Below are 24997 nucleotides of genomic sequence, written 5' to 3'. Positions count from 1 at the left end.
GGCTGTGCCTCAGACCCGCGCCGCGGTAACCGCAGCCGAGCCCCAGGTGGTGCGCCAGCGCTGTTTCACGCCGTGCAGGCCGAACCAGGCCAGCAAGCCCAGGCTGGCGAACAGCCACAGCCCCAGTTGGTAGTCGCCGGTGTGCTGCTTGATGGTGCCAAGCCCGGCCGCCAGCAGGAAGCCTCCGATGCCGCCGGCCATGCCGATCAGCCCGGTCATCACCCCGATCTCCTGGCGGAAGCGTTGCGGCACCAGCTGGAACACCGCGCCATTGCCGGCGCCCAGGCCGAGCATGGCGCTGATGAACAGCGCCAGTGCGGCTGCAGCGCTGGGCAGGTTGAAGCCGACCGCCGCGATGCAGATGGCTGCCACGCTGTACATGCCCAGCAGGGTGCGGATGCCGCCGAAGCGGTCGGCCAAGGCGCCGCCGAGTGGGCGCATCAGGCTGCCGGCGAACACGCAGGCGGCGGTGTAGTAGCCGGCGGTGACCGGGCTCAGGCCATATTGGTCGCTGAAATAGCCGGGCAGGGCGCTGGCCAGGCCGATGAAGCCACCGAAGGTGACGCTGTAGAAGAACATGAACCACCAGCTGTCACGGTCGCCCAGGGCCTTGAGGTAGTCGGCCATGGCTTTTGGCTTGGGCCGCTGCGGAGCATTGCGTGCCAGCAGGGCGAATACCACCAGGGCCAGCGACAGCGGGATCAGCGCAAAGCCGAACACATTGTTCCAGCCAAAGCCTGCGGCCAGCGCCGGGGCCAGCAGGGCGGCGAACACCGTGCCGGAGTTGCCGGCACCGGCAATGCCCATGGCTTTGCCTTGGTGCTGTGGCGGGTACCACTGCGAGGCCAGCGGCAGTGACACGGCGAACGAAGCGCCGGCAAAGCCGAGAAACACGCCCAGCAGCAGCGCTTGTTCATAGCTATGCACGCCCAGGTGCCAGGCAGCGGCGAGGGCGACGATGACTACCACCTGGCCGATCAACCCGGCGGTCTTGGGCGACAGGCGGTCGACCAGCACACCCATGGCGAAGCGCAGCACCGCCCCGGCCAGGATCGGCGTGGCCACCATCAGGCCCCGTTGTTGTGCGCTCAGTTGCAGATCGGCGGCAATTTGCACTGCCAGTGGGCCAAGCAGGTACCAGACCATGAAGCTGAGGTCGAAGTACAGGAACGCGGCGAACAGCGTGGGCACATGCCCGGATTTCCAGAAGCTGGTACTCATCGAACACCTCACTCGGCAATGCAGCGGAACGAAAAAGACGCCGCTACCCACTCCACGGGGGTGGAGGGGAGAGCGACGTCTTTGTCGGGGATTAAGTGGGGCAACCGCCGTTGGCTACCGGTGATATTTGTTCAGCAAGAGATGGGCCAACTCAAGACATGGGGCAACTGTTGGCAGAGGCTGGCATGACATTTTTGTTGCCTGTGAAAGTCTCATGCCAGTCCCGTCACCCCAGCATCTCGTGCATGGCAATGATCTGCTCGGCCACCTGGATCAGCTTCTGCTGCCGGCTCATGGCCTGGCGGCGCATCAGGGTGTAGGCCTGCTCTTCGTTGCAGTCCTTCATCTTCATCAGCAAACCCTTGGCCTGCTCGATGCGCTTGCGCTCGGCCAGTTGCTGGTCGCGAGCAAGCAGCTGCGCCTTCAGCGCCTGGTCACTTTCGAAACGCGCCATGGCCACGTCCAGGATCGGCTGCAGCCGCGCGGCATGGATGCCTTCGACAATGTAGGCGCTGACCCCCGCCTGGATCGCCTGGCGCATCACCCCGGGGTCGTGCTCGTCGGTGAACAGCACGATGGGCCGCGGCTGGTCACGGCTGACCAGCACCACCTGTTCCATCACATCGCGGTCTGGTGAATCGGTATCGATCAGCACTACGTCCGGGCGCACCGTTTCGACGCAGGCGGGCAGGTCGATGGTCAGGTCTGGCGCTTCGATGACCTCGAAGCCGGCCTCGCTCAATGCCGCCTTGAGGCGGCCGAGTTTGCTCCGGGTGTCGTCGATCAGCAGGATGCGCAACATGGTGGTCCCCCTCACGCGCCGACACGGGCATCGGGCAGGTCGCCCAGGGCATGCAGGCTGAAACTGCGGGCATAACCGTAGGGGTCGCTGCCGTCCCAGCGGTTGCCGTCGATCAACAGGCTGCTGCGCATCGGCTGCTCGGGGCAGGCCACGCCCAGGCTTTGCGCTGCCTCGCCATAGAGTGCCAACTGCTGGACCTGGCGTGCCACGCCGAGATAGTCGGGGTCTTCGCGCAGCAGGCCCCAGCGGCGGAACTGGGTCATGAACCACATGCCGTCGGACAGGTACGGCAGGTTGGCCCGGCCGTGGTCGTGCAGGCGCAGGGCGTGCGGATCTTGCCAGTGGTTGCCCAGGCCATCGTGATAGCTGCCGAGCAGGCGCGGTTCGATACTCGCCAGCGGGGTGTCCAGGTAGGCGCTGCCGCTGAGCAGTTGCGCAGTGCTGCGGCGGTTTTCCGGGCTTTGCTCAATGAAGCGGCTGGCCGCGAGGACCGCCTTGATCAGCGCGCGGGCGCTGTTGGGGTATTGTTCGGTGAAGGTGCGGGCGCAGGCCAGGACCTTTTCCGGGTGGTCCGGCCAGATCGACTGGCTGGTGGCCAGGGTGAAGCCTTGGCCCGTGGCCACTGCATCGGCGGCCCAGGGTTCGCCCACGCAGAAGCCGTCGATGCGCCCGGCCTGGATATGCGCGGCCATTTGCGCCGGCGGCACCACCACGCTGTCGACATCGCGCAGTGGGTGGATGCCCTGGCTGGCCAGCCAGTAATACAGCCACATGGCGTGGGTGCCGGTGGGGAAGGTCTGGGCGAAGGTGAGGCGTGCGCCATGCTGGTGCACCAGGCGCGCCAATGCTTCAGGGTTGGTCACGCCTTTGCGTTGCAGGGCCGGGGACAGGTTGATGGCCTGGGCGTTCTGGTTCAGCCCCATGAGCACGGCCATGGCACTGGCCGGTACACCGCCGATGCCCAGGTGCACGGCGTAGACCAGGCCATACAGGCAGTGCGCGGCATCCAGCTCGCCGCTGACCAGCTTGTCGCGCAGCCCGGCCCAGGAACCCTGGCGCTTGAGGTTGAGGGTAAGGCCGTGCTGCTGGGCGAAGCCCTGGGTGGCGGCGACTACCACCGAGGCGCAGTCGGTCAGGGCCATGTAGCCGATGTTCAGGCTGGGCTTTTCCGGCGCGTCGCTGCCGTTGACCCAGGCCAGGGGCGTTGCTCGGGGTACAGTGTTCACAAGGTTCCTCGCCCGTACTGATAAGGCTGTGGGCTTCTTCGGTGCAACCGATGTGCCATCTGGCTTCATCGCCGGTAAGCCAGCTCCCGCAGGTACAGCGCAGGTTTCAGCCCTTGTGTTGTCCCTGTGGGAGCCGGCTTGCCGGCGATGGGCTGCGCAGCAGCCCCACGATTTGCTGTCATGCCAGCCCCACGCTGGCTATAATCGCCCCCTCACTCACCCCGAGCCTTGCCCGCCCATGTATACCCTGGCCCGCCAGCTGCTGTTCAAGCTTTCCCCGGAAACCTCCCACGACCTGTCCCTGGACCTGATCGGCGCCGGTGGCCGTCTCGGCCTCAACGGCATGCTGTGCAAGCAGCCGGCGGCTTTGCCGGTTACGGTCATGGGCTTGAACTTCGCCAACCCGGTGGGCCTGGCGGCCGGCCTGGACAAGAACGGCGCGGCCATCGACGGTTTCGCCCAGCTGGGCTTCGGCTTCGTCGAAATCGGCACCGTCACCCCGCGCCCGCAGCCGGGCAACCCCAAGCCACGGCTGTTCCGCCTGCCGGAGGCTACGGCCATCATCAACCGCATGGGCTTCAACAACCTGGGCGTTGATCACCTGCTTGGCCGGGTGCGGGCTGCGCGTTACAACGGCGTGCTGGGCATCAACATCGGCAAGAATTTCGACACTCCGGTGGAGCGTGCCGTCGATGACTACCTGATCTGCCTGGACAAGGTGTACACCGCCGCCAGCTACATCACGGTCAACGTCAGTTCGCCAAACACCCCGGGCCTGCGCAGCCTGCAGTTCGGCGATTCGCTCAAGCAGTTGCTCGATGCCCTGGCCGAGCGCCGCGAGCAGCTGGCCGGCACGCATGGCAAGCGCGTGCCGCTGGCAATCAAGATTGCCCCGGACATGAGCGATGAAGAAACCGCCCTGGTGGCCGCCGCACTGATGGAATCGGGCATGGATGCGGTGATCGCCACCAACACCACGCTGGGGCGTGAAGGTGTCGAAGGGCTGCCGTACGGTGGCGAGGCGGGCGGCCTGTCGGGCGCGCCGGTGCTGGAGAAGAGCACCCATATCGTCAAGGTGCTGGCGGGTGAGCTGGGCGGCAAGCTGCCGATCATTGCCGCGGGTGGCATTACCGAAGGCCGCCATGCCGCCGAGAAAATCGCTGCCGGGGCGAGCCTGGTGCAGATATACTCCGGCTTCATTTACAAGGGGCCGGCGTTGATTCGCGAGGCGGTGGACGCTATCGCAGCAATGTCCAGGTAACCTGACAGGCCAATGCGCGGGTAAACCCGCTCCTACTGGTATTGCACAGCGCTTGAAGGCAGCAGGGCATCTGTGGGAGCGGGTTTACCCGCGAAAGGGCCGGTGCATTTGATAACATTTGCCAAGGCATAAAAAAGGGCCCCATCAAGGGGCCCCTGGGCCTTCGCCCGCCGCCCGGATAGGGCGTGCATGGTGAATCGAATTCAGTGTCCTCGTTCAGCCAACGGCGTGATTTTCGTTGAGTCTATGGATGCCAGCGGTGCCAGTCATTCCGTCCCAGTTATCACCGCGACCTTCGCGCCAGCCGTTGATCCAGGCTTGGCGAACAGAAGGAAGATTGAAGGGGCAAAGTTCGCGGGATTTGCCGGTGACCCCGTATTGGTAGCCACGTGAATATGCTCTTTCCAACGGATCACGCTTAAGTCTTCTCATAGGGTGTTGCCCTCACTTGTTGACTGTAATGTCCCGTCGGCCTCTCCGAGGCCGGGCAGAGTCTTTCTGCCGGTGTGCGCTCGCTGCCGGCGTGGCGAGCTGAAAGTGCCACCTCGTTGCGAAGTGGCCTGAGACCAGTTCTATCGAATGCGAGTCACGGTGTGAATGATCGATTTGTCATAAGCACGTAACCTTTCCAAGGGTGAGGGGATAAGTAAATAAATGCGACTCAACCTTGTTTAGCGTTGAGCCCGCTATGATCGGGGTTTGCCGATCATTGACGTCATTTCGCCAGCGGTGCTTGCAGATGACAGAAATAATTTGAAATGCGACGAAGGGTCACATCGGCCCCGGTATCGCCAGAATTTTTCGTACTGCCTGATGATCTAAGCTGTCTTTGCCACTGGGCCAAGCGCAGATCGGTCAGGCGGCCCGGCCTTTCATCGCGCACTCGCGTGCCGGGAAAGGCCACCCGCACGCCTGCTGGAAAGGTGTGCGGGCAAACATCGCGGGGTGATGCGTTGCCCCGTCAGTCAAATAGCCCAAGGCGCTGGATTACTCATGTCGGACCGTTTCGAACTTTACCTCACTTGCCCCAAAGGCCTTGAAGGCCTGCTTGCCGAAGAGGCCCGGGGCCTCGGCCTGGACGACGTGCGTGAGCACACCTCGGCCATTCGCGGCGCCGCCGACATGGAAACCGCGTACCGCCTGTGCCTGTGGTCACGCTTGGCCAACCGAGTGCTGCTGGTACTCAAGCGCTTCTCCATGAAGAACGCCGACGACCTCTACGACGGTGTGCATGCGGTCGACTGGGCCGATCACCTGGCAGCCGACGGCACCCTGGCGGTGGAGTTCAGCGGTCATGGTTCGGGCATCGACAACACCCACTTCGGTGCGCTGAAGGTCAAGGATGCGATTGTCGACAAGCTGCGCAACCGCGAAGGCCTGCGCCCATCGGTGGAAAAGATCGACCCTGATGTGCGCGTGCACCTGCGCCTGGACCGTGGCGAAGCCATTCTGTCCCTCGACCTCTCCGGGCACAGCCTGCACCAGCGTGGTTACCGCCTGCAGCAAGGCGCCGCGCCGCTGAAGGAAAACCTGGCGGCGGCAGTACTGATCCGCGCCGGCTGGCCGCGCATTGCCGCTGAAGGTGGCGCACTGGCCGACCCGATGTGCGGTGTGGGTACCTTCCTGGTCGAAGCGGCGATGATCGCTGCCGATATCGCGCCCAACCTCAAGCGTGAACGCTGGGGCTTCAGTGCCTGGCTCGGCCATGTGCCGGCGTTGTGGCGCAAGGTGCATGACGAAGCGCAGGCGCGGGCACAGGCCGGCCTGGCCAAGCCACCGCTGTGGATCCGTGGCTACGAGGCCGACCCGCGGCTGATCCAGCCAGGCCGCAACAACGTCGAGCGTGCCGGCCTGGGCGACTGGGTGAAGATCTACCAGGGCGAGGTCAGCACCTTCGAGCCGCGCCCGGACCAGAACCAGAAAGGCCTGGTCATCAGCAACCCGCCCTATGGCGAGCGCCTGGGTGATGAAGCCAGCCTGCTGTACCTCTACCAGAACCTCGGCGAGCGCCTGCGCCAGGCCTGCATGGGCTGGGAGGCGGCGGTGTTCACCGGCGCGCCGCAGCTGGGCAAGCGCATGGGTATTCGCAGCCACAAGCAGTATGCATTCTGGAACGGCGCCTTGCCGTGCAAGCTGCTGCTGTTCAAGGTGCAGCCTGACCAGTTCGTCACCGGCGAGCGCCGCGAGGCGCAGCCTGAAGGCGCGGAAATCCGCCAGCAGGCAGCGCTGGCCAGCGAGCCGGCGCGCCTGTCGGAAGGGGCGCAGATGTTCGCCAACCGCCTGCAGAAAAACCTCAGGCAACTGGGCAAGTGGGCTCGCCGCGAGCAGGTCGATTGCTACCGCCTGTACGATGCCGACATGCCCGAGTATGCCCTGGCGGTCGACCTGTACCAGGACTGGGTGCACGTACAGGAATACGCCGCGCCACGTTCGGTCGACCCGGACAAGGCCCAGGCGCGCCTGCTCGACGCGCTGGCAGCGATCCCGCAGGCCCTGGGCATTGCGCCGCAGCGTGTGGTGCTCAAGCGTCGCGAGCGGCAGAGCGGCACGCGCCAGTACGAGCGCCAGGCTACCGAGGGCCGCTTCCAGGAAGTGAGCGAAGGTGGCGTCAAGCTGCTGGTCAACCTCACCGACTACCTCGATACCGGCCTGTTCCTCGACCATCGCCCGATGCGCATGCGCATCCAGCGCGAAGCCGCTGGCAAGCGCTTCCTCAACCTGTTCTGCTACACCGCCACGGCCACCGTGCATGCAGCCAAGGGTGGCGCGCGCAGCACCACCAGCGTCGACCTGTCGAAAACCTACCTGGACTGGGCGCGGCGAAACCTGGCGCTCAATGGCTTCTCCGAGCGCAACCGCCTGGAGCAGGGCGATGTGATGGCCTGGCTGGAAGGCAACCGCGACAGCTACGACCTGATCTTCATCGACCCGCCGACCTTCTCCAACTCCAAGCGCATGGAAGGCGTGTTCGACGTGCAGCGTGACCACGTGCAACTGCTGGACCTGGCCATGGCCCGACTGGCGCCCGGTGGCGTGCTGTACTTCTCCAACAACTTCCGCAAGTTCCAGCTGGACGAGCACCTGATGGCACGTTACGCGGTGGAGGAAATCACGGCCCAGACGCTGGACCCCGACTTCGCCCGCAATAACCGCATCCATCGGGCCTGGCGTTTGCAGCTTCGGTGAGGCGACGAGGTACATTGCGCGGCTAATGGCCAATAGCTATAACTGAGGGCAGGGCAAGATAATCCGCAGGACGCTGACGTGACGAGATGGGTGTATGTCAAAGGGTGGCGTGCGTGCGCGGTTGCTTGGCCTGTGCACAGAGGCCGTGCCCGCCTGGGGGGCGGCGTTGGTCGCCCTGGTTGCGGGCGGCCTGTTGACGAGCGTACTGGCCCTTGCCGCGCAAACCTTCTACAAGCAGCAGCTGCGTCAGCGCTTCGAGTTGCTGGCCAGCGAGCGTTTCAGCCTAATCGCCGAGCGGTTTGACGAACAGCAGCAGCGCCTGGATGGGCTGCGGCGGTTTTTCAGCTTTTCCAACGCAATCACTCCACACGAGTTCGACGGCTACGCCCGCCCATTGCTGCAGCGGACCCTGGCCTACGCCTGGGCGCCGCGTGTCGAAGCCGCGCAACGCGACGAGTTCGAGCGCCAGGCCAGTGCGCATTCCGGCCCGGGCTATGTGATCCGCGACCAGGATGAGCAAGGCCAGTGGCGCCCATCCCCCCAGCGCGACCATTACTTCCCGGTACTCTATAGCCAGTCGGGTGAATTGCCCGGGCTGCCCTATGGGCTGGACCTCGCCGGCCAGGAGGTGCCCCTGGCGGCTTTGGCGCGGGCGCTGGGGCCGGGCAGCATGGCGGTGTCCGAGCCGCTGGCCATGTTCGATACCAGCTCGGATGCGCGTGGCCTGCTGATGGTGGCGCCAGTGTTTTCCGATGCCAACCCCCGCGGCTCGGCAGTGGGCTATGTAATGGCCTTGCTGAGCATGCGTGAGCTTGCCAGTGACGGGCGCCCGGTGGCGACAGACGACAACCTGGTCGTACGCATCGTCGACCCCACCGGGCGGAATGGCCCCGAAGTGATGTTCGATTCGCAGAACCCGCTCGCACCCTTGGAGCTGGCCAGCAACCAACTGTTGCACTTGGCTGACCGCCACTTCCAACTGAGCATCCGGCCGAGCCTGGCCTTCGTGCAGGCCAACCGTTCCTCTGCGGTGTTGGCGGTGAGCCTGCTTGGCGGCTTGTTGAGCCTGCTGCTCAGCGTCTTGCTCTACAGCCTGTTCAGTCAGCGCCAGCGCGCTCTGGCCCTGGTCGAGCAGCGCACCGCCGAACTGCGGGTCAGCGAGCAGTCCCTGCGTGGCACCCACAACCAGCTGCGCAGCGTGCTGGATGCTGCAACCCAGGTGGCGATCATCGCCACCAACCTCAAGGGTGTGGTCAGCACCTTCAACGCCGGCGCCGAGCGCATGCTCGGCTACCCGGCCAGCGAGGCGATCGGCCAGCTGCGCCTGGAGGACCTGGTGCTGCCCGAGGAGTTGAGCCGGCGTGCCCATGCATTGAGCCTGCGTTACGGCCGGCCGATTGCAGGCGGCCAGGCCATGTTTGCCGAAACGGTGCAGGAGCATGGCGCCGAGCCGGGGGAGTGGACCTTGGTGCGCGCCGACGGCAGCCAACTGGTGGCCAACATGCTGGTCACCGCCATGCTCGATGAACACGGATTGTGGATTGGCTACCTGGCGATCTGCATCGATGTCACTGAACGGCGTCGGGTGCATGAGGCGCTGGCGGCGCGTGACCGCCTTCTGGAGAAGCTCAGTGCCGAGGTACCGGGGGGCATCTACCAGTACCGCCTGGATGGCAACGGCCATTCCTGCTTTCCGTACGCCAGCATGGGCCTGTACGACATCTATGAAGTCGACCTGCAGCAGTTGCGCGAGGATGCCACGGTGGTGTTCGAGCGCATCCACCCGGATGACCTGGAGCGTGTGCGCCGGTCGGTGCGTTACTCGGCAGAACACCTGTCGCCCTGGCGCGAAGAATACCGTGTCTGCCTGCCGCGTGCCGGGTTGCGCTGGGTGCGTGGCGAGGCGACGCCGGAAGTGGGCGAGCAGGGCTGCACCTTGTGGCACGGCTACCTGACGGACATCTCCGACCTCAAGGGCGTGGAGGAAGAGTTGCGTGCGCTGTCGGTGACCGACTCGCTGACCGGTATCCATAACCGCCGCTATTTCCAGGAGCGGCTCAAGTACGAACTGGAGCGGGCCCAGCGCGACGGCCTGGCGCTGGCGGTGATCATGCTTGACATCGATCACTTCAAGCGCATCAACGACCGCTTCGGCCACGCCGCCGGCGACCACGTGCTGCGCAGCCTGTGCCTGCGTATCGGCCAGCGTCTACGGCGTACCGATGTGTTCTGCCGGCTGGGTGGCGAGGAATTCATGGTGTTGTGCCCGGGTAGCGATGCCGAGCAGGCGCGGCTGCTGGCGCTGGAACTGTGGCAAGGGGTGCGCGATGTTCCAGTGGAAGGCGTGGGTAAGGTGACCGCGAGTTTTGGTGTGGCCGGCTGGCGACCGGGGGAAGGGGCCGATGCCTTGTTGTTGCGGGCTGATGCAGGGGTGTATGCGGCCAAGCAGGGCGGGCGGGACCGGGTGGAGGGGGAGTTGGCCTGAGCGTTCGCGGTTGTCGGTACCGGCCCTTTCGCGGCTAAAGCTGCTCCCACAGGTACAGCGCAGGGTTCAAGACCTGTGATGTACCTGTGGGAGCGGCTTTAGCCGCGAAGAGGCCGGTACTGGCTGGCGATCAGTTGGCTGCCGTGCTGCCGGCCAGTTTCGGCTGGCGGTAAAGGTCCAGCAGCACCTGGTCGAGTACCTGCGAGGCGCCCCATGGTTTCGGGTCGTTGAGGATCGCCGCCACCGCCCAGGTATGGCCGTTGCTGTCACGGCTGAAGCCGGCAATCGCCCGCACGGTATTCAGCGTGCCGGTCTTGATGTGCCCTTCACCGGTCATGGCGGTGCGCTTCAGGCGCTTGCGCATGGTGCCGTCCATGCCCACCAGCGGCATCGAGCTCATGAACTCGGCAGCATAGGGGCTTTTCCAGGCGGCCTGCAGCATGGCGGCCATTTCCCGGGTGCTGACCCGTTCGGCGCGCGACAGGCCGGAGCCGTTTTCCATCACCAGGTGCGGTGCGGTAATGCCTTTCTTCGCCAGCCACTGGCGCACCACGCGCTGGGCGGCGCGGGCGTCGTCACCATCGGCATCGGTGCGGAACTGCGCGCCAAGGCTCAGGAACAGCTGCTGGGCCATGGTGTTGTTGCTGTACTTGTTGATGTCGCGGATCACTTCCACCAGGTCTGGCGAGAAGGCGCGGGCCAACAGGCGTGCGCCCTTGGGAACGTTCTCGAAGCGGTCGCCACCCTGGATGCTGCCACCCAGTTCGTTCCAGATCGCGCGCACGGCACCGGCGGCGTAGGTCGGGTGGTCGAGCAGCGACAGGTAGGTCTGCGAGTTGCAGCCGTCACCCAGCTGGCCGCTGACCGTTACGCTGATGCCATCGGCCTGTTGCACCGGGTTGTAGCGCACATCTCCCGAGCATTGTTTGGAGGCCACGGCCTTGACCTGGTTGTCGATGCGGATGCTGGCAATCGGCGGTTCGACCGCGATGGTGACCTTGCCGCCATCGTTGCGAGCCACGAAGCGCAGGGCCTTGAGGTTGACCAGCAGCGAGTCGGGCTTGACCAGGAACGGCTTGTTCTCATCGCCGCCATCGTCGTTGAACTGCGGCAGGTTGGGCTGCACGAAGTGGCTGCGGTCCAGCACCAGGTCGCCGGTGATGGTGCGCACGCCATTGGCGCGCAGGTCACGCATCAGCAACCACAGTTTTTCCATGTTCAGTTTGGGGTCGCCGCCACCTTTGAGGTACAGGTTACCGTTGAGTACACCGTTGCTCAGGGTACCGTCGGTGTAGAACTCGGTTTTCCACTGGAAGGTCGGGCCGAGCAGTTCGAGGGCGGCGTAGGTAGTGACCAGTTTCATGGTCGAGGCCGGGTTCACCGAGACATCGGCATTGAACACGGTCGGTGTGCCGGGGCCGTCCAGTGGCAGCATCACCAGCGACAGGGCCGAATCCTGCAGCTTGTTGGCCTTGAGGGCCTGCTGCACTTTGACAGGCAGCGTGGTATTGACGGCGGCGGCCTGGCTGGGCAGGGCGAGTGGCAACAACAGGCCGGCAAGAACGAGGGGACGAAGCGTTTTGATCATAATGAATAAATACCCTACGGCGAGGGAAAAGGGCATTGGGGCTGTAAGGGATGATGGCCCCAGGATGAAAGAATACGCATTATGCCCCAAGCGCAGCGACGATGCGCCACGTTCGACGGAAAAGCACGCCAATAAAAAAGGCCACCCGTAGGGGTGGCCTTTTCAGCGATCGAGCCGGGCCGGAACTACTCGGCCTTGTTGATCGGCTTTTCCGGATACCAGGCGTCCAGCAGCGGGCTGACTTCGATCTTGGTCAGTTCGCTGCGGCCTTTGAGCCAGGCTTCAACGGCTGCACGCTGTTCTTCGCTGACCGAGCCGCGTTTGACCGAGCACACCAGGCCGAAATCGTCACCGCCTACATAGTCCAGGCCATTGGCATCCATGGCTTCTGCCAGGAACGCGTCGAGGAAAGCATCGATTGCCTGGTCGTCCAGATCTTCCTTGAACTCCAGGTTCAGCTCGAAGCCCAATTCCTGAAACTCGTCGACACACAGCTTCTTGCGTAGGCGACGGGAGCGGTTTGTGGCCATGAAACAATCCTCTTAGGTAATAACGCCGCGCAGTCTACCAGTTAACACGCCTGGCTGCCTGCCTGTGTGCAGGTACCTGTGGCCAGTTCCTTGGCCAGGGCGCGTTCTACCCGGCACATATGCCGCGCCAGTGCCTGGCGCCGAAGGCGTAGCTGGGCGGTGGGCAAGCCGCTGGCCTCCAGGGCTTCGCAGGCCGTTATCAGCTCGGGTGCTTCCAGCATCCGCGCGGCGCTGAGCACCTTGTGCGCCTGTTCGGCAATGGCAGCGCTGTCGTGCTGCGGATGCAGTGCCATCAAAGTGGCCAGATCGGCCTGCAGGCTCTGTTGCAAGGCCTGCAGGAAGCGCTGGCGGTCGATCGGGTCATGCCCGACCACTGCGGCAAGGCCGTCCAGGTGGTACAGCTTGCGCCGCCGTTTTTGCTGACGGCGCGGGTGGATGCCGGCCAGGCGCTGGCTGAGCGTGGCCAAGCTGATAGGCTTGAGCAGGCAGTCGTCCATGCCGGCGCTCAGGCACTTGCGGCGTACCTCCGGCTGCGCGTTGGCGGTGTAGCCAAGAATGGTGCAGCGCGGCCGCTTGCCATGGCGTTCTTCGGTGCGCACGGCGGTGGCCAGCTGATAGCCGTTCATGTGCGGCATGTTGCAGTCGAGCACCAGCACATCGAAATCGCCCGCCCGCCAGGTAGCCAGGCCTTCGCGACCGTCGCGGGCGCTGGTGTGCTCCAGGCCCAGGTAGCCAAGCTGCTGTGCCATCAGTTGCAGGTTGGCCGGGTGGTCGTCGACCACCAGCACGTTCAGCCGTGGGTCGGGCACGTCGAGGTTCTCGATCAGCGGGGCCGGCTGCGCTGCGGCATCAACCCGCTGCAGCGGCATCTTCAGGCGCACCTGGGTGCCGACATCTTCCAGGCTCTTGATGGTCAGGCTGCCGCCCATCATTTCGCACAGGTTGCGACAGATGGCCAGGCCCAGGCCGGTACCCGCGCGGGCGCCTTGGCTATGCGGGTTGGCCTGGATGAACGGGTTGAACAGGCGTTGCAGGTCGTCGGGGTGGATGCCGATGCCACTGTCGCGCACTTCCAGCTCCAGCACTGCGGGGGTACTGGTGCCGTCCTCCACCACGTTGACGCAGATGCGCACCTGGCCGTGCTCGGTGAACTTGATAGCGTTGCTCACCAGGTTGCACAGTACCTGTTTGAAACGCAGGGGGTCGAGCAGCGCATGGCAGCGTGCGGCCGGCGCGATCATCACCTCCAGGGCCAGGCCTTTCTGCCGCGCCTGGCCCTCGAAAATGCGCCCTACCGATTCGACCAGGGCCGCCAGGTCGACGGCCTCCGGGGCGAGGGACAAGTGCCCGGACTCGATGCGCACGATGTCGAGGATATCGCCGATCAGGCCCAGCAGGTCCTTGGCCGAATGGTAGGCCAGCTCCAGCGCGCCGCGGTCTACCCGGCCTTGGTCGGCACGTTTGACTGCCAGCTCGAGCATGCCGATGACTGCATTCATCGGGGTGCGGATTTCGTGGCTGATGGTAGCCAGGAACGTGCTTTTTGCGCGGTTGGCATCGTCGGCCTGCTGCTTGGCCTGGCGCAGCTCCATGACCAGATGGCGGCGATCGCTTATGTCGATCCAGCCACCGATGATGCCCTGCACCTCACCCAGTGAGTCGCGATACGGCAGAATCCAGTGGTAGATGGTCATCTCGCGGCCCTTGATCCGTAGCGGCCGGTCCATGATCAGTGGCGAGCCTTCGGCCATCACCTTCAGGTAATCGGCGTGGATCTGCCGGGTCTGCTCGCAATCGGCGAACAGGCTGCCCTCCAGTTGTTTGCCGATGACCTCGTCGGAGCGGGCCTGCACGGCTTCCAGGTAGCTGTAGTTGCAGCTTTGCAGGCAGCCCTCGCGGTCACGCACGTACATGGGGTGGGGCGTGCCGTTGAGCAGGGCGCGCATGAACGCCAACTGGTCGTTCAGCGCCCGTTCGGCGCGTTGCCGCTGGCGAATCTGCAGGCGCAGGCGAGCGTTCCACAGCAAGGCCAGCAGCAACAGCACGGCGGTGCCCAGTACCACCTGTATCGCCAGCCGGCGATAACCCTGGTCGTTGCCATCCTCGTGCAGGCTGAAGCCGCGCCAGCGGTTGTTGATTACCCCCAGTTCTTCCGGCGAGATGCTCAGCAGCGCCTTGTCGAGGATCGACACCAGCGCCCGGGACGAGGCACTGGTGGCCATGGCGAAGTTGGCAGGTTCGCTGCCGACGGTGGCCCGGATGACCAGTTCGGGGTTGCCGGCCAGGGCGTGGTTGGCGTCGATCAAGGTGGTGATCACCGCATCGACGGCACCGCTGTTGAGCAACGCCATGGAATAGAACGCGCTTTCGGTCTCGACCCAGCCGATTTGTGGATAGTGCCGCGACAGCATGGCGTCCATGGCACTGTAGCGGGTAATGGCGATGCGATGCCCCTGCAGTTGCTCGAGCGAGGTGAAGGGCTTTTTGTCCTTGCGGCTGACCAGTACATAGGCGCTTTCCAGGTAGGGCCGGCTGATTTGCAGGTCGTCTTCGCTTACCCCGCCGTTGGCCAATGCAGCGATCACATCGGCGCGGCCATCCTTTAGGCGGGCAATCATGTCGGCGAGGCCGCTGGCGCGCTGCACTTCGAAACGCAAGCCGGTGCGCAGGCGAATGAGTTCGAGCAGGTCGGCGGTGATACCGCGAAAATGCCCCGAGCCATCGAAATAGGAGACCGGTGCAGCGGTGTCGTCGATCGCCACGCGCATCACCGGGTGGTCCTGCAGCCATTGTTCTTCTGCGTCGGTCAGTTGCAGCCTGCGGTCGGTCAGCAGCAGGTCGCTACCGGCGCTCCAGCGCTTGAATATACTGGCGCGTATGGCTGGGGTCTGGCTGTCCAGGGTCGCGTTCACCAATTCCATCAGCAGCCTGTCCTGCTGGCGCAGGGCAAACCCGAAGCCGATGGCTTCGTGCTTGCCGAAACTGGCCATGCGCAGGCGCGGCAGGTGGCTGCGATTGAGCTGGTAGTGGGTGGAAATGGTATCGCCGATGAACACGTCGGCCTGGCCGAACGCCACGGCATTCAGGGCCTGGCTGGACGAGCCGAAGGCCAGCAGCTCGGCCTTGGGGTAGGCGCTTTTCACCTCCTGCCGGGGCAGGTAATGGTAGAGCATGCCCAGGCGCATGCCGTCCAGGCCCATGTCCAGTGCCCGGCTTTCGTCCTCCCGCGTTACCAGTACCGGTTGGTCGATGGCATAGGGGTGCGACAGCGCCAGGCCATCGCTGGCCGCTTCGTAGCCGTTGGCGCTGCCAAGCAGGTCGATATCACCGTGCCGCAGCGCCTCCACCGCCGCCTGCCGGCTGGAAAAGCGCAGCACCCGCACGGGCAACTGCAGGGCCTTGCCGATCAGGCTCGCGTACTCGGCGGTAAGGCCCTGGTAGTCGCGGCCGCCACTGGTGATGTCGAACGGCGGGTAGTCCGGTGCCGAGGTACCCAGCACCAGTTCCTGACGGCTTTCGAGCCATTGTCGTTGTTCGTCCGTGAGCGCAGGCGGTGCCGGCCTGGCCGATGACCGTGCCAGCAGGGCATAGGACGAGGCCTCGTGATGGGTAGCCTGCGCCATGCCGCTGAACAGGAGCAGGGTGAGCAGCAGGCGAACGATAAGGCGCGCCATGACGACCCTCAGACCAGCGCGTTGCGTTTGGCCATTTCGATCAGGTCGACCAGTGTATTGACCTTAAGTTTGTGCATCAGACGCTTCTTGTAGGTACTGACGGTCTTGCTGCTGAGGAACATGCCCTTGGCAATTTCCTTGTTGCTGCGGCCTTGGGCGAAGAGTTGCAGCACCATCAGTTCGCGGTCATTCACCTGACGGAAAAGTTGCAGGTCGGCATCTACCGCCTGGTTATGCTTTATTGCCTGGCTGGGGAAGTAGTTGTAACCGGCCAGCACGGCCTTGATTGCACTGAGCAGCTCGCTCAGGTCTTCCTGCTTGCACACGTAGCCCGCAGCACCCGAGTGCATGCAGCGCACGGCAAACAATGCGGGAGACTGTGCAGTCAGTACCAGCACCTTCAGGGGCAGGGCCATGGCCTGGAAGCGGGCAAGCACCTCCAGCCCGTCTAGCTTGGGGATGCTGATGTCGAGGATGACCAGGTCGGGAGCGGTTTCGCGAATCATCTGCATGGCGTCCACGCCGTTGTCCGACTCGCCGACAACCTTGTAATTCTGGTTTTCCAGCAACATACGGACGGCCAGGCGAATGACGGGATGGTCGTCGACAATAAATATGGAATGCATGTTCAACTTCCCTACGGGCGACTGAGGGTGACAGGCGGAACCTTATCGCAGTTGGAAGTCATCGGGCATGCGAGGAAGGGCTATTAGCTCTATATGGGAAATGGCTTACAAGATAAAACAAAACGGGCTACGAAACAGGCGCGTTTAACTCGATGTCAAAGCGTGATTGGTAACTTTTCATTGATTTTTATTCGTGCTGTTTAACTTGCCGCCAGTATATGTAGGAGGTTTCCCACACTACACGGTGCAGCTCCGAGCGATGCCCGGGGCGGCACCGGCAGGCTCAGGTCGGGCTGGAGCGCCCGGTCATTTCCCGGGCCATTTCGCTGGCATAGCTGTCGGTCATTCCGGCGATGAAGTCGATCATGCGCAGGAAGGCACTGTGCAGCGAACCGTGCGGGTCGGGGGCATTGTTGCCGATCAGGTCCAGTACGCGGCGGCTCTTGAACGAGGGCGTGCGTCCACCGTGCTGTTCGAGGGCGGCACCACAGAAGGTGTTGAGCAGAATCTCCAGGGTGGTGTAGGCGCCGATCTCGTGCAGGGTCTTGCGCTTGTCCTGGAAGATCTTGTTGCGTGCCATGTCCTTGGCCTGCAGCACGCAGCGCTTGGCCGGGCCGTGCATGTGTTCGACCAGGTCGCCCGCCAGTTGCCCGGCCAGCAAGGCCTGCTGCTGCTCGACGAAGGCATGGGCGGCAGCGTTGGTCAGGTGCTCGATGGCCTTGCCACGCAGGATTGCCAGCTTGCGTCGCCGTGAGTCGCCAGGGCCAAGCTGGCGGTAGGTTTCCGGCAGGTCATCACCGACCAGGTCGAGCAGCAGCGCTTCGACTTCGGCATATTGCAGCAGCTCCATTTCCAGGCCGTCTTCCAGGTCGATCAGCGCGTAGCAGATGTCATCTGCGGCTTCCATCAGATAGACCAGCGGGTGGCGCGCCCAGCGCTGGTGTTCCAGTTGCGGCAGTCCGAGCTTGCGGGCGATCTGCTCGAGCAGTCGCAGTTCGCTCTGGTAACTGCCGAACTTGTGCTTCTTGTAGCCCAGGGCGTCGGCGTGGCGCGCGCTCCACGGGTACTTCAGGTAGGTGCCGAGGGTGGCATAGGTCAGCCGGGTACCGCCGTCGAACTGGTGGTACTCCAGCTGGGTGAGTACGCGAAAGCCCTGGGCGTTGCCTTCGAAGTTGAGGAAGTCGGCGCGCTCGTCGTCGCTCATGTCGTCCAGCCAGCCACGCCCGGCGGCCTGCTGAAACCAGTGGCGGATGGCGTCTTCGCCAGAGTGGCCGAACGGTGGGTTGCCGATGTCATGGGCCAGGCAGGCCGACTGCACGATCATCCCCAGGTCGCTGGGGGCGCACCAGTCCGGCAGGCTGTCGCGCAGGGTTTCGCCGACGCGCATGCCCAGTGAGCGGCCGACGCAGCTGACTTCCAGCGAGTGGGTCAGGCGGGTGTGGATATGGTCGTTGCTGGAAACCGGGTGCACCTGGGTCTTGCGCCCTAGGCGGCGGAAGGCACCGGAGAAGATGATGCGGTCGTGGTCTTTGTGGAAGGGGCTGCGCCCGAGTTCATCGGCGCTGTACAGGGCTTTGCCCAGGCGTTCGCGGGTGAGCAGGGTGTGCCAGTCCAAGGCGCGGTCTCCTGTGGATCGAGGGGTATAGCTTCCGGTGTCCGGAAGGGCAGCGCAAGGGGTAAGCCTGCAATGGCCCTATCGCCGGCAAGCCAGCGCCCACACGGATTGAGCATGGCTTGAGGCCGATGCGGTCGAGGTGGGCGCCGGCTTGCCGGCGATAGGGCCGGTGCAGTCGACGGAAAACGCTCAGGGGCGGCGGCTGCCTTGCAGGTACAGGCGCAGCAGTGGCAGCAGGCTGGAGCCCAGGCGCACCAGCCGCGTCAGGTTGCCGCTGCGCACGCCCTTGCCGGTGAGGAAGCCCAGCGCCACCACGGCGCCAATCCCCCACAGCGGTGCATGCTTGATGCCCAGCCCGTCGTGCAGCGAGCTGCCCATGCCGCGCACGCGGCGCAGTGGCTCCAGCAGCTGCGCGGATTCGTGGCGGATTTCCTGGCGGTGCATTTCCATGCGCAGGCGCAACAGCGCCTTGCGCAGTTCGCGCGGGTTACGGGTGTTTGGCAGTTCTGGCAGGCTCATGGCAACAGGCGCTCCCGGTCCTTGGCGAGTTCCTCGAGGGTGGCGCCAAAGGGCGACGACTCGTCGAACACTGCTGCCTTCAGGCGCAACCCGCAGTACAGCGCGGCGATGCCGTAGAACACGCACAAGCCGATGATGCCGGCCAGGCGATAGCTGTCCCACAGCAGCACCAGCAACAGCCCGGACAGCGCCGTCAGCAGCAGCAGGGCAAAAACCAGGGCCAGGCCGGCGAACAGCAGCAGGCTCAAGGTGCGGCCCTTCTGCTCCTGCAACTCGATGCCGAACAGTTCGATATGGCTGTGCAACAGCCCCAGCGCAGCCGCGCCCAGGCGCTTGCCCGAGGCGCTGGCGCCGTTGGCGTCATTCTCCATGGGGACCCCTTAGCGCCGGTTGGCCAGCAGGCCGATCAACAGGCCGACGCCAGCGGCAATGCCGATCGCCTGCCACGGTTTTTCCTGTACGTACTGCTCGGCGCTGCCCAACGCTGCCTGGCCGCGCTCCCGCACCGAGTCCTGGGTCAGTTGCAGGGTTTCGCGGGCCTGGGCCAGGCGGTCGTGGATCTGTTCACGCAACTCGTCCGCCTGGTCGCCGGCCAGGTTGGCGGTGTCGGCCAGCAGTTTCTCGGTGTCGCGGACCAGTGCCTGGAAGTCAGCCATCAATATCTCTTGTGCAGTCTTTGCCGATTTGCTGGCCATGGGTGTCTCCCTGTCGATGAGTGTTGGTAGTTCGAGTAATAGCACGCGCCGAAGGTTCAAGTGCCGGCGCTGGTATGGGCCTTGCTAAGTGCTTTGCCACGTTGCGGGGCGCCCCGGTCGGGTATTGCGCCGATTAAGGGCGCCAGCGCAGCGGATACCGATAAACCTTAACCCAATCCACGACAAACCCAAGAAAAAACCACGCAGGCTCCGCCCGGCTCACCTAAACAGGGCAGGGGGCTGGCACCGATTCGGTGCAGGGATGCAGGTTCTTGAACTGTCCTGGTGCCTTTTTCAGCAGGTCTGCCTATTTCATGGAAAACATGCACAGCGCGATGGACTCCCTGGTCCACGGTTCCAACACCCTGTTCATTCTCATGGGTGCCATTCTGGTGCTGGCCATGCATGCCGGCTTCGCGTTTCTCGAAGTTGGCACGGTACGCTACAAGAACCAGGTCAACGCCTTGTCGAAGATCCTCAGCGACTTCGCCATCTCGGCTTTGGTGTACTTCCTCATCGGCTACTGGATCGCCTACGGGGTCAACTTCTTCCAGCCAGCGGCAGCGCTGGCGGCCGACCATGGCTATGCGCTGGTCAAGTGCTTCTTCCTGCTGACCTTCGCCGCGGCGATTCCGGCAATCATCTCCGGGGGCATCGCCGAGCGGGCGCGCTTTGTGCCGCAACTGTGTGCCACGGCGTTGATCGTGGCGTTCATTTACCCGTTCTTCGAGGGTGTGGTGTGGAACGGCAACCTGGGCGTACAGGCCTGGTTGCAGGCACGCTTCGGCGCGCCGTTCCATGACTTTGCCGGTTCGGTGGTGGTGCATGCCATGGGCGGCTGGCTGGCGCTGGCGGCGGTGCTGCTGCTGGGCGCTCGCCGTGGGCGCTACCGTGATGGTCGGCTGGTGGCGTTTGCGCCGTCGAGCATTCCCTTCCTGGCATTGGGGTCGTGGATCCTGATCATCGGCTGGTTTGGCTTCAACGTCATGAGTGCCCAGACCCTGCAGGGCGTCAGCGGCCTGGTGGCGATCAACTCGCTGATGGCCATGGTCGGTGGCACCCTGTCGGCCTTGCTGGCCGGGCGTAACGACCCGGGCTTCCTGCATAACGGGCCGCTGGCCGGGCTGGTGGCAGTGTGTGCCGGCTCCGACCTGATGCACCCGATCGGTGCGCTGGCTACCGGTCTGGTGGCGGGCGCGCTGTTTGTCTGGACCTTCACTGCGGCACAGAACCGCTGGAAGATCGACGATGTGCTGGGCGTGTGGCCGTTGCATGGCCTGTGCGGCGTATGGGGGGGCATTGCCTGCGGCGTGTTCGGCCAGGAGGCCCTGGGCGGCATGGGCGGCGTCAGTCTGGTCAGCCAGTTGCTGGGCAGCCTGATGGGCGTGCTGGTGGCATTGGCCGGTGGTTTCGCCGTCTACGGTACGATCCGCGCGCTGCATGGCCTGCGCTTGAGCCATGAGCAGGAGTTCCAGGGCGCAGACCTGTCGCTACACCGGATCGGCGCGACCAGCCAGGATTGAGCCAGGTCAGGTGCACGGTGGGCAGGACAGACCTAGAATAGGCTTTCTACCTGCCAAACCGGACTTGCCCCATGCTGCCTGAATGCCAACTGTTCGGTACCCTCGGCTGCCACCTGTGTGAAGTGGCCGAGGCGGTGCTGATGCCCTTCGTCGATCATGGCCTGCTGGTGGAGCTGGTCGACATTGCCGAGAACGAAGCCCTGTTCGAGCGCTATGGCCTGATCATTCCCGTGCTGCGCCGCTGTGACAACGGCGGCGAACTGCACTGGCCGTTCGATGCCGAACAGGTGGTGGCGTTTCTCGCGCAGTAATGGCTCCAGAGGAGCTGCAACCCTGCTCCAAGGTGATGAATGTGAGCTGATGATCCGGTGCCACATTCAGTCATCGGGAGCCTCGCCATGTTGATCACCCCGCATTTCACGCTTGATGAAATGATCGTTTCTCAACTCGCTGCCAGGGACGGATTCGACAACTCACCACCTCCTGAGGCCAGGGCCAACCTGCAACTGCTGTGCTGTGCGCTGGAACAGGTGCGCGCACTGTTCAATGCCCCAGTCATCGTCAGCAGCGGTTACCGCAGTGAGCAGCTAAACCGGGCGATTGGCGGTGCCGCGAATAGCCAGCATATCCAGGGGTTGGCAGCAGACTTCACGGTGATAAAACTCAGCCCGCGGGAAACCGTGCGGCGGATCAGCGAAAGTGCCGTGCCCTTCGATCAACTCATCCTGGAATTCGACAGGTGGGTGCACCTGTCGGTAACGCGCGACACGCCGCGGCGGCAGGTGCTGACCATTCGCAAAGGTAGCGGCTACCTGCCGGGGCTGCGATGAAGCGCATTGACGCCAGCAAGGGGATGTTCGTATGCTGTATATAAGTACAGTATCAGGGTGAAGCCATGCTCAATGTCGAGCAACTCAAGTACAGCGTCAACCGCATGCCCGTCGAGCGGGTGGCCGACGCCGTTCTGGAACTGCGTCTCGAAGGCCTGGTGACCGACGACCGCACGCCGTTTGGCAAGGTCCACTTCAATACCTGTTTCGCCGAGATCGAGGCCTTGTTCCAGCGTGCCGGCTACCACCGCGGGCTGGATGTGGTGGGTTACCAGGGGTTGCTGTATGCCCTCTACGACCCGGGCCGCTGGGAGCCCGTGCAGGTGCTGCGCTGGCTCAAGGAGCGCAGCGAGGCGATGGTCCAGGCTGGTTGAGGGCGTGGGCTTGGGGGATAATGCGCGGCCGTGAACGTTTCGAGCCCTGCCATGACCACGCCTTTCGACCCCGCCCGCCAGCAAGCCAGCACGGTGTGCCTGCCACCCGGTAACTGGGCGACCGTGCTCGACTGCCTGTGTGACCATTTCAAGGCCATTGATCGGGCCCAATGGCTCGACCGCTTTGCCCGTGGTCGGGTGCTGGATGCCGAGGGGCGGGCGGTGTCGGCCGGGCTGCCGTACAAGCGCGGCATGCGTCTGCACTATTTCCGCGAAGTGCCGAACGAGCGGCCGATCCCGGTGCAGGAGGTGGTGCTGCATGTGGATGAGCACCTGGTGGTGGCCGACAAACCGCATTTCCTGCCAGTGACGCCGACCGGTGAATACGTCGAGCAGACCTTGCTGCGCCGCCTGATCCGCCGGCTGGGCAACCCGCACCTGGTGCCGTTGCACCGTATCGACCGGCATACCGCCGGGCTTGTGCTGTTTTCCGCCAACCCGCAGAGCCGCAGTGCCTACCAGCGGCTGTTCCCCGAACGACGCATCGACAAGCGCTACCAGGCCATTGCCGCGGCCATGCCGCAGCATGCATTTCCGTTGGTGCACAAAAGCCGTCTGGTGCATGGCGAGCCGTTTTTCCGCATGCATGAGGTAGAGGGGGAGGCCAACAGCGAAACCCTGGCCGAAGTGCTGGAGAAGAATGGCGAGCTGTGGCGTTACGGGCTGTCGCCGGTGACCGGCAAGACCCATCAGTTGCGCGTGCACATGGCGGCATTGGGGGCGGGGATCAGCAATGACCCGTTCTATCCGCAACTGCTCAACGACGAGGACGACTACCAGCGGCCGCTGAAACTGCTGGCGCAGAGCCTGCGTTTTGCAGACCCGCTGAGTGGGGAAGAGCGCTACTTCGAGAGCCGCTTGCAGCTGGACTGGTAATGCTCACGCGCTCATCGCAGGAACAACTGCTGTAAATGCACTCTGAAAGCTTGCGCGGTCCCCTGTGGGAGCGGGTTCACCCGCGAAGAAGCCTGCGCGGTAGATGGCACCGGCTTCGCCGGTGTTCGCGGGTGAACCCGCTCCCACAGTGACCACGCAATCTTTTAGATCTTGAGCAAGACATTTACTCCCACAAGTACGGCGCACGTAAAAAGTGCATGCCGTACCCTTGGAAGCTGCCCTAGCGGTTGAACCGCTCCACCAGCGAGTACTGGGTACCCGCCGTGCTGGTCAGCTCTTCGCTGAGCAGTGCCGAGTGCTGCGCCTGTTCGGCGGTCTGGTCGGCCAGTTCGGCAATGGTGCTGATGTTGCGGCTGATCTCGTCAGCCACTGCAGTCTGCTCCTCGGTTGCGGCGGCAATCTGTGTGGCCATGTCGGTGATGTTGGCCACCGCTTCGCTGATGCCAACCAGGGCCTCGTCGGCCTGCATCACACGGTCAACGCCTTCCTGCGCCTGGCGATGGCCGGTTTCCATGGTCAGCACGGCATTGCTGGCGGTTTGTTGCAGCTTGGCGATCAGGCCGTGGATCTGCCCGGTGGACTCGGCGGTGCGCTGGGCCAGCTGGCGTACTTCGTCAGCCACCACGGCAAAGCCACGGCCCATTTCACCGGCTCGTGCCGCTTCGATGGCTGCGTTCAGCGCCAGCAGGTTGGTCTGGTCGGCGATGCCCTTGATCACATCGACCACGCCACCAATCTCGTCGCTGTCCTTGGCCAGTTGCGTCACTGTCTGGCCGGTCTCGCCTACGGCTGCCGACAGGCGTTCGATGGCCTCGCGGGTTTCACCGGCAATCTGCCGGCCCTGGCTGGTCAGGCGGTTGGCTTCCTGGGTGGCATCGGCAGTGCGCTGCACGTGGTTGGCCACTTCCTGGGTGGTGGCGGCCATCTGGTTGACCGCAGCGGCGACCTGCTCGGTCTCCACCCGCTGGCGTTCCAGGCCCGAAGAGCTCTTGTGTGCCAGGACATCGGACTGGCGCGCCTGTTCGCTGAGGTGTTCGGCGCTGTCCTGCAGGCGGGTCAGGCAGGTCTTCATGCGCGCGTCCTGGCTGAGCATGGCCATTTCCAGGCGCGCCTGCACGCCACGGCTGTCGGTGTACATCTGCGCGATCAGCGGGTCGGAGGTGGTCTGTTCGGCCAGGCGCAGCAGGCGCTTGAGGCCGCGCTGCTGCCAGCCCAGGCCCAGCAGGCCCAGCGGTACGGAAAGCCCGGCGGCCAGGGCGAAGCCCCAGGAATGGCCCAGCCAGTTGCCGATCAGGAAGCCCACCTGGCTGATCAGGATGAACGGCAGCCAGTCCTGCAGTATCGGCAGCCATTTGTCCCGGCGCGGTACCGGCGGCTTGCCCTGGTTGATGCGCTGGTACAGCGCCTCGGCACGGCGGATCTGTTCGGCGGTGGGCTTGACCCGCACCGACTCGAAGCCGACGACCTGATTGTTGTCGAAGATCGGCGTGACATAGGCGTTGACCCAGTAGTGGTCGCCGGACTTGCAGCGGTTCTTGACGATGCCCATCCACGGCTGCCCTTGCTTGAGGGTTTGCCACATGTGGGCGAACACGGCAGACGGCACGTCGGGGTGGCGTACCAGATTGTGCGGCGCACCGGTCAGCTCCTCGCGGGTGAAACCACTGATCTCGATGAAGGCATCGTTGCAGTAAGTGATCACACCTTTGGCATTGGTGGTGGAGATCAACCGCTGCTGGGCAGGGAAAGTCCGTTCTCTCTGGGTAATCGGCTGGTTGTTACGCATGGGTTGATAGTCCGCAGGGCTTTCGACAGGTATCGGCAAGCCGCTGGTTTTATTGAATGAATATTTAATGTGCTTGATCCGCGGCAATAAGCCATCAGT

The 24997-nt window shown here is 64.1% G+C and carries 21 protein-coding genes; 8 read left to right on the top strand and 13 right to left on the bottom strand.

Annotation, left to right across the window (positions count from 1 at the left end):
• Positions 1-9 precede the first annotated feature (9 nt).
• From J5M71_RS09635 to J5M71_RS09625, 3 genes are all read right to left on the bottom strand, one after another.
• Positions 10-1221: a nitrate/nitrite transporter gene (locus J5M71_RS09635; RefSeq protein ID WP_063913859.1), complete on the bottom strand. Its 1212-nt coding sequence runs from the start codon at positions 1219-1221 to the stop codon at positions 10-12.
• A gap of 226 nt (positions 1222-1447) precedes the next feature.
• Positions 1448-2023, bottom strand: a complete 576-nt coding sequence (locus tag J5M71_RS09630; RefSeq protein WP_207831753.1) for an ANTAR domain-containing protein — start codon at positions 2021-2023, stop codon at positions 1448-1450.
• 11 nt (positions 2024-2034) lie between these two features.
• Positions 2035-3249 (bottom strand): CmpA/NrtA family ABC transporter substrate-binding protein, encoded by a 1215-nt coding sequence (locus J5M71_RS09625; protein ID WP_207831751.1) that lies wholly within the window; start codon positions 3247-3249, stop codon positions 2035-2037.
• Positions 3250-3487: 238 nt separating this feature from the next.
• Between J5M71_RS09625 and J5M71_RS09620 the strand changes: the two genes are divergently transcribed.
• Positions 3488-4510: a quinone-dependent dihydroorotate dehydrogenase gene (locus tag J5M71_RS09620; RefSeq protein ID WP_207831749.1), complete on the top strand. Its 1023-nt coding sequence runs from the start codon at positions 3488-3490 to the stop codon at positions 4508-4510.
• Between the two features lie 216 nt (positions 4511-4726).
• On the opposite strand, the gene J5M71_RS09615 is transcribed toward J5M71_RS09620, so the two are convergent.
• A complete protein-coding gene (locus tag J5M71_RS09615) occupies positions 4727-4942 on the bottom strand; it encodes a ribosome modulation factor (RefSeq protein WP_003248687.1) in 216 nt (71 codons plus the stop codon).
• 561 nt (positions 4943-5503) lie between these two features.
• On the opposite strand from J5M71_RS09615, the gene rlmKL reads away from it, so the two are divergent.
• Together rlmKL and J5M71_RS09605 are read left to right on the top strand one after the other, a co-directional pair.
• Positions 5504-7696 (top strand): bifunctional 23S rRNA (guanine(2069)-N(7))-methyltransferase RlmK/23S rRNA (guanine(2445)-N(2))-methyltransferase RlmL, encoded by a 2193-nt coding sequence (gene rlmKL / locus J5M71_RS09610; RefSeq protein WP_207831748.1) that lies wholly within the window; start codon positions 5504-5506, stop codon positions 7694-7696.
• Between the two features lie 94 nt (positions 7697-7790).
• On the top strand, positions 7791-10181 hold the full coding sequence (locus J5M71_RS09605; protein WP_207831746.1) for a diguanylate cyclase: 2391 nt from the start codon (positions 7791-7793) through the stop codon (positions 10179-10181).
• A 130-nt stretch (positions 10182-10311) separates the two neighbouring features.
• Here the strand turns inward: J5M71_RS09605 and dacB are convergent, their stop codons facing one another.
• The 8 genes from dacB to J5M71_RS09565 form a co-directional block, all read right to left on the bottom strand.
• Positions 10312-11769, bottom strand: coding sequence for a D-alanyl-D-alanine carboxypeptidase/D-alanyl-D-alanine-endopeptidase (dacB, locus tag J5M71_RS09600; protein ID WP_063913864.1), 1458 nt, complete (start codon positions 11767-11769; stop codon positions 10312-10314).
• 185 nt (positions 11770-11954) lie between these two features.
• A complete protein-coding gene (locus J5M71_RS09595; protein WP_004376110.1) occupies positions 11955-12299 on the bottom strand; it encodes a YggL family protein in 345 nt (114 codons plus the stop codon).
• Between the two features lie 41 nt (positions 12300-12340).
• Positions 12341-15973 carry a transporter substrate-binding domain-containing protein gene (locus tag J5M71_RS09590; RefSeq protein WP_207831744.1) on the bottom strand — a complete coding sequence of 1211 codons (3633 nt, stop codon included), beginning with the start codon at positions 15971-15973 and terminating at the stop codon, positions 12341-12343.
• A gap of 8 nt (positions 15974-15981) precedes the next feature.
• Positions 15982-16599: a response regulator transcription factor gene (locus J5M71_RS09585; protein WP_207831741.1), complete on the bottom strand. Its 618-nt coding sequence runs from the start codon at positions 16597-16599 to the stop codon at positions 15982-15984.
• A gap of 283 nt (positions 16600-16882) precedes the next feature.
• Positions 16883-18214, bottom strand: coding sequence for a deoxyguanosinetriphosphate triphosphohydrolase (locus J5M71_RS09580; RefSeq protein ID WP_207831739.1), 1332 nt, complete (start codon positions 18212-18214; stop codon positions 16883-16885).
• Positions 18215-18403: 189 nt separating this feature from the next.
• Positions 18404-18733, bottom strand: a complete 330-nt coding sequence (locus J5M71_RS09575) for a hypothetical protein (RefSeq protein WP_207831737.1) — start codon at positions 18731-18733, stop codon at positions 18404-18406.
• Positions 18730-19104 carry a phage holin family protein gene (locus J5M71_RS09570; RefSeq protein ID WP_013971683.1) on the bottom strand — a complete coding sequence of 125 codons (375 nt, stop codon included), beginning with the start codon at positions 19102-19104 and terminating at the stop codon, positions 18730-18732. The genes J5M71_RS09575 and J5M71_RS09570 overlap by 4 nt, the downstream gene beginning before the upstream one ends.
• A gap of 9 nt (positions 19105-19113) precedes the next feature.
• Positions 19114-19428, bottom strand: a complete 315-nt coding sequence (locus tag J5M71_RS09565; protein ID WP_063913869.1) for a YqjD family protein — start codon at positions 19426-19428, stop codon at positions 19114-19116.
• A gap of 314 nt (positions 19429-19742) precedes the next feature.
• Here J5M71_RS09565 and J5M71_RS09560 point away from each other — a divergent pair, with 314 nt between their 5' ends.
• The 5 genes from J5M71_RS09560 (at position 19743) to J5M71_RS09540 (ending at position 23091) form a co-directional block, all read left to right on the top strand.
• Positions 19743-20951, top strand: coding sequence for an ammonium transporter (locus J5M71_RS09560; RefSeq protein ID WP_207831735.1), 1209 nt, complete (start codon positions 19743-19745; stop codon positions 20949-20951).
• Between the two features lie 71 nt (positions 20952-21022).
• A complete protein-coding gene (locus tag J5M71_RS09555) occupies positions 21023-21262 on the top strand; it encodes a glutaredoxin family protein (RefSeq protein WP_019096182.1) in 240 nt (79 codons plus the stop codon).
• A gap of 87 nt (positions 21263-21349) precedes the next feature.
• Entirely contained in the window at positions 21350-21781 is a 432-nt protein-coding gene (locus J5M71_RS09550; protein WP_207831733.1) for a D-Ala-D-Ala carboxypeptidase family metallohydrolase, read from the top strand.
• Positions 21782-21846: 65 nt separating this feature from the next.
• Positions 21847-22155, top strand: a complete 309-nt coding sequence (locus J5M71_RS09545; protein ID WP_207831731.1) for a transcriptional regulator — start codon at positions 21847-21849, stop codon at positions 22153-22155.
• Between the two features lie 51 nt (positions 22156-22206).
• The gene (locus tag J5M71_RS09540) at positions 22207-23091 is read left to right on the top strand and encodes a pseudouridine synthase (protein WP_207831729.1); all 885 of its coding nucleotides are present in this window, start codon (positions 22207-22209) and stop codon (positions 23089-23091) included.
• A gap of 241 nt (positions 23092-23332) precedes the next feature.
• Here the strand turns inward: J5M71_RS09540 and J5M71_RS09535 are convergent, their stop codons facing one another.
• On the bottom strand, positions 23333-24898 hold the full coding sequence (locus J5M71_RS09535; RefSeq protein WP_207831727.1) for a PAS domain-containing methyl-accepting chemotaxis protein: 1566 nt from the start codon (positions 24896-24898) through the stop codon (positions 23333-23335).
• Between the last annotated feature and the right edge of the window lie 99 nt (positions 24899-24997).

Source organism: Pseudomonas sp. 43(2021) (genome assembly GCF_017490805.1).
Taxonomy (GTDB): Bacteria; Pseudomonadota; Gammaproteobacteria; order Pseudomonadales; family Pseudomonadaceae; genus Aquipseudomonas.
The sequence above is the reverse complement of the archived record's forward strand: the minus strand, read 5'-3'. Positions and strand labels throughout refer to the sequence as shown.

Coding starts and splice junctions, on each gene's coding strand:
- J5M71_RS09635 (WP_063913859.1), bottom strand. CDS start 1,221: ATGAGTACCAGCTTCTGGAAATCCGGGCATGTGCCCACGCTGTTCGCC.
- J5M71_RS09630 (WP_207831753.1), bottom strand. CDS start 2,023: ATGTTGCGCATCCTGCTGATCGACGACACCCGGAGCAAACTCGGCCGC.
- J5M71_RS09620 (WP_207831749.1), top strand. CDS start 3,488: ATGTATACCCTGGCCCGCCAGCTGCTGTTCAAGCTTTCCCCGGAAACC.
- J5M71_RS09615 (WP_003248687.1), bottom strand. CDS start 4,942: ATGAGAAGACTTAAGCGTGATCCGTTGGAAAGAGCATATTCACGTGGC.
- rlmKL (WP_207831748.1), top strand. CDS start 5,504: ATGTCGGACCGTTTCGAACTTTACCTCACTTGCCCCAAAGGCCTTGAA.
- J5M71_RS09605 (WP_207831746.1), top strand. CDS start 7,791: ATGTCAAAGGGTGGCGTGCGTGCGCGGTTGCTTGGCCTGTGCACAGAG.
- dacB (WP_063913864.1), bottom strand. CDS start 11,769: ATGATCAAAACGCTTCGTCCCCTCGTTCTTGCCGGCCTGTTGTTGCCA.
- J5M71_RS09595 (WP_004376110.1), bottom strand. CDS start 12,299: ATGGCCACAAACCGCTCCCGTCGCCTACGCAAGAAGCTGTGTGTCGAC.
- J5M71_RS09590 (WP_207831744.1), bottom strand. CDS start 15,973: ATGGCGCGCCTTATCGTTCGCCTGCTGCTCACCCTGCTCCTGTTCAGC.
- J5M71_RS09585 (WP_207831741.1), bottom strand. CDS start 16,599: ATGCATTCCATATTTATTGTCGACGACCATCCCGTCATTCGCCTGGCC.
- J5M71_RS09575 (WP_207831737.1), bottom strand. CDS start 18,733: ATGAGCCTGCCAGAACTGCCAAACACCCGTAACCCGCGCGAACTGCGC.
- J5M71_RS09570 (WP_013971683.1), bottom strand. CDS start 19,104: ATGGAGAATGACGCCAACGGCGCCAGCGCCTCGGGCAAGCGCCTGGGC.
- J5M71_RS09565 (WP_063913869.1), bottom strand. CDS start 19,428: ATGGCCAGCAAATCGGCAAAGACTGCACAAGAGATATTGATGGCTGAC.
- J5M71_RS09560 (WP_207831735.1), top strand. CDS start 19,743: ATGGAAAACATGCACAGCGCGATGGACTCCCTGGTCCACGGTTCCAAC.
- J5M71_RS09555 (WP_019096182.1), top strand. CDS start 21,023: ATGCTGCCTGAATGCCAACTGTTCGGTACCCTCGGCTGCCACCTGTGT.
- J5M71_RS09550 (WP_207831733.1), top strand. CDS start 21,350: ATGTTGATCACCCCGCATTTCACGCTTGATGAAATGATCGTTTCTCAA.
- J5M71_RS09545 (WP_207831731.1), top strand. CDS start 21,847: ATGCTCAATGTCGAGCAACTCAAGTACAGCGTCAACCGCATGCCCGTC.
- J5M71_RS09540 (WP_207831729.1), top strand. CDS start 22,207: ATGACCACGCCTTTCGACCCCGCCCGCCAGCAAGCCAGCACGGTGTGC.
- J5M71_RS09535 (WP_207831727.1), bottom strand. CDS start 24,898: ATGCGTAACAACCAGCCGATTACCCAGAGAGAACGGACTTTCCCTGCC.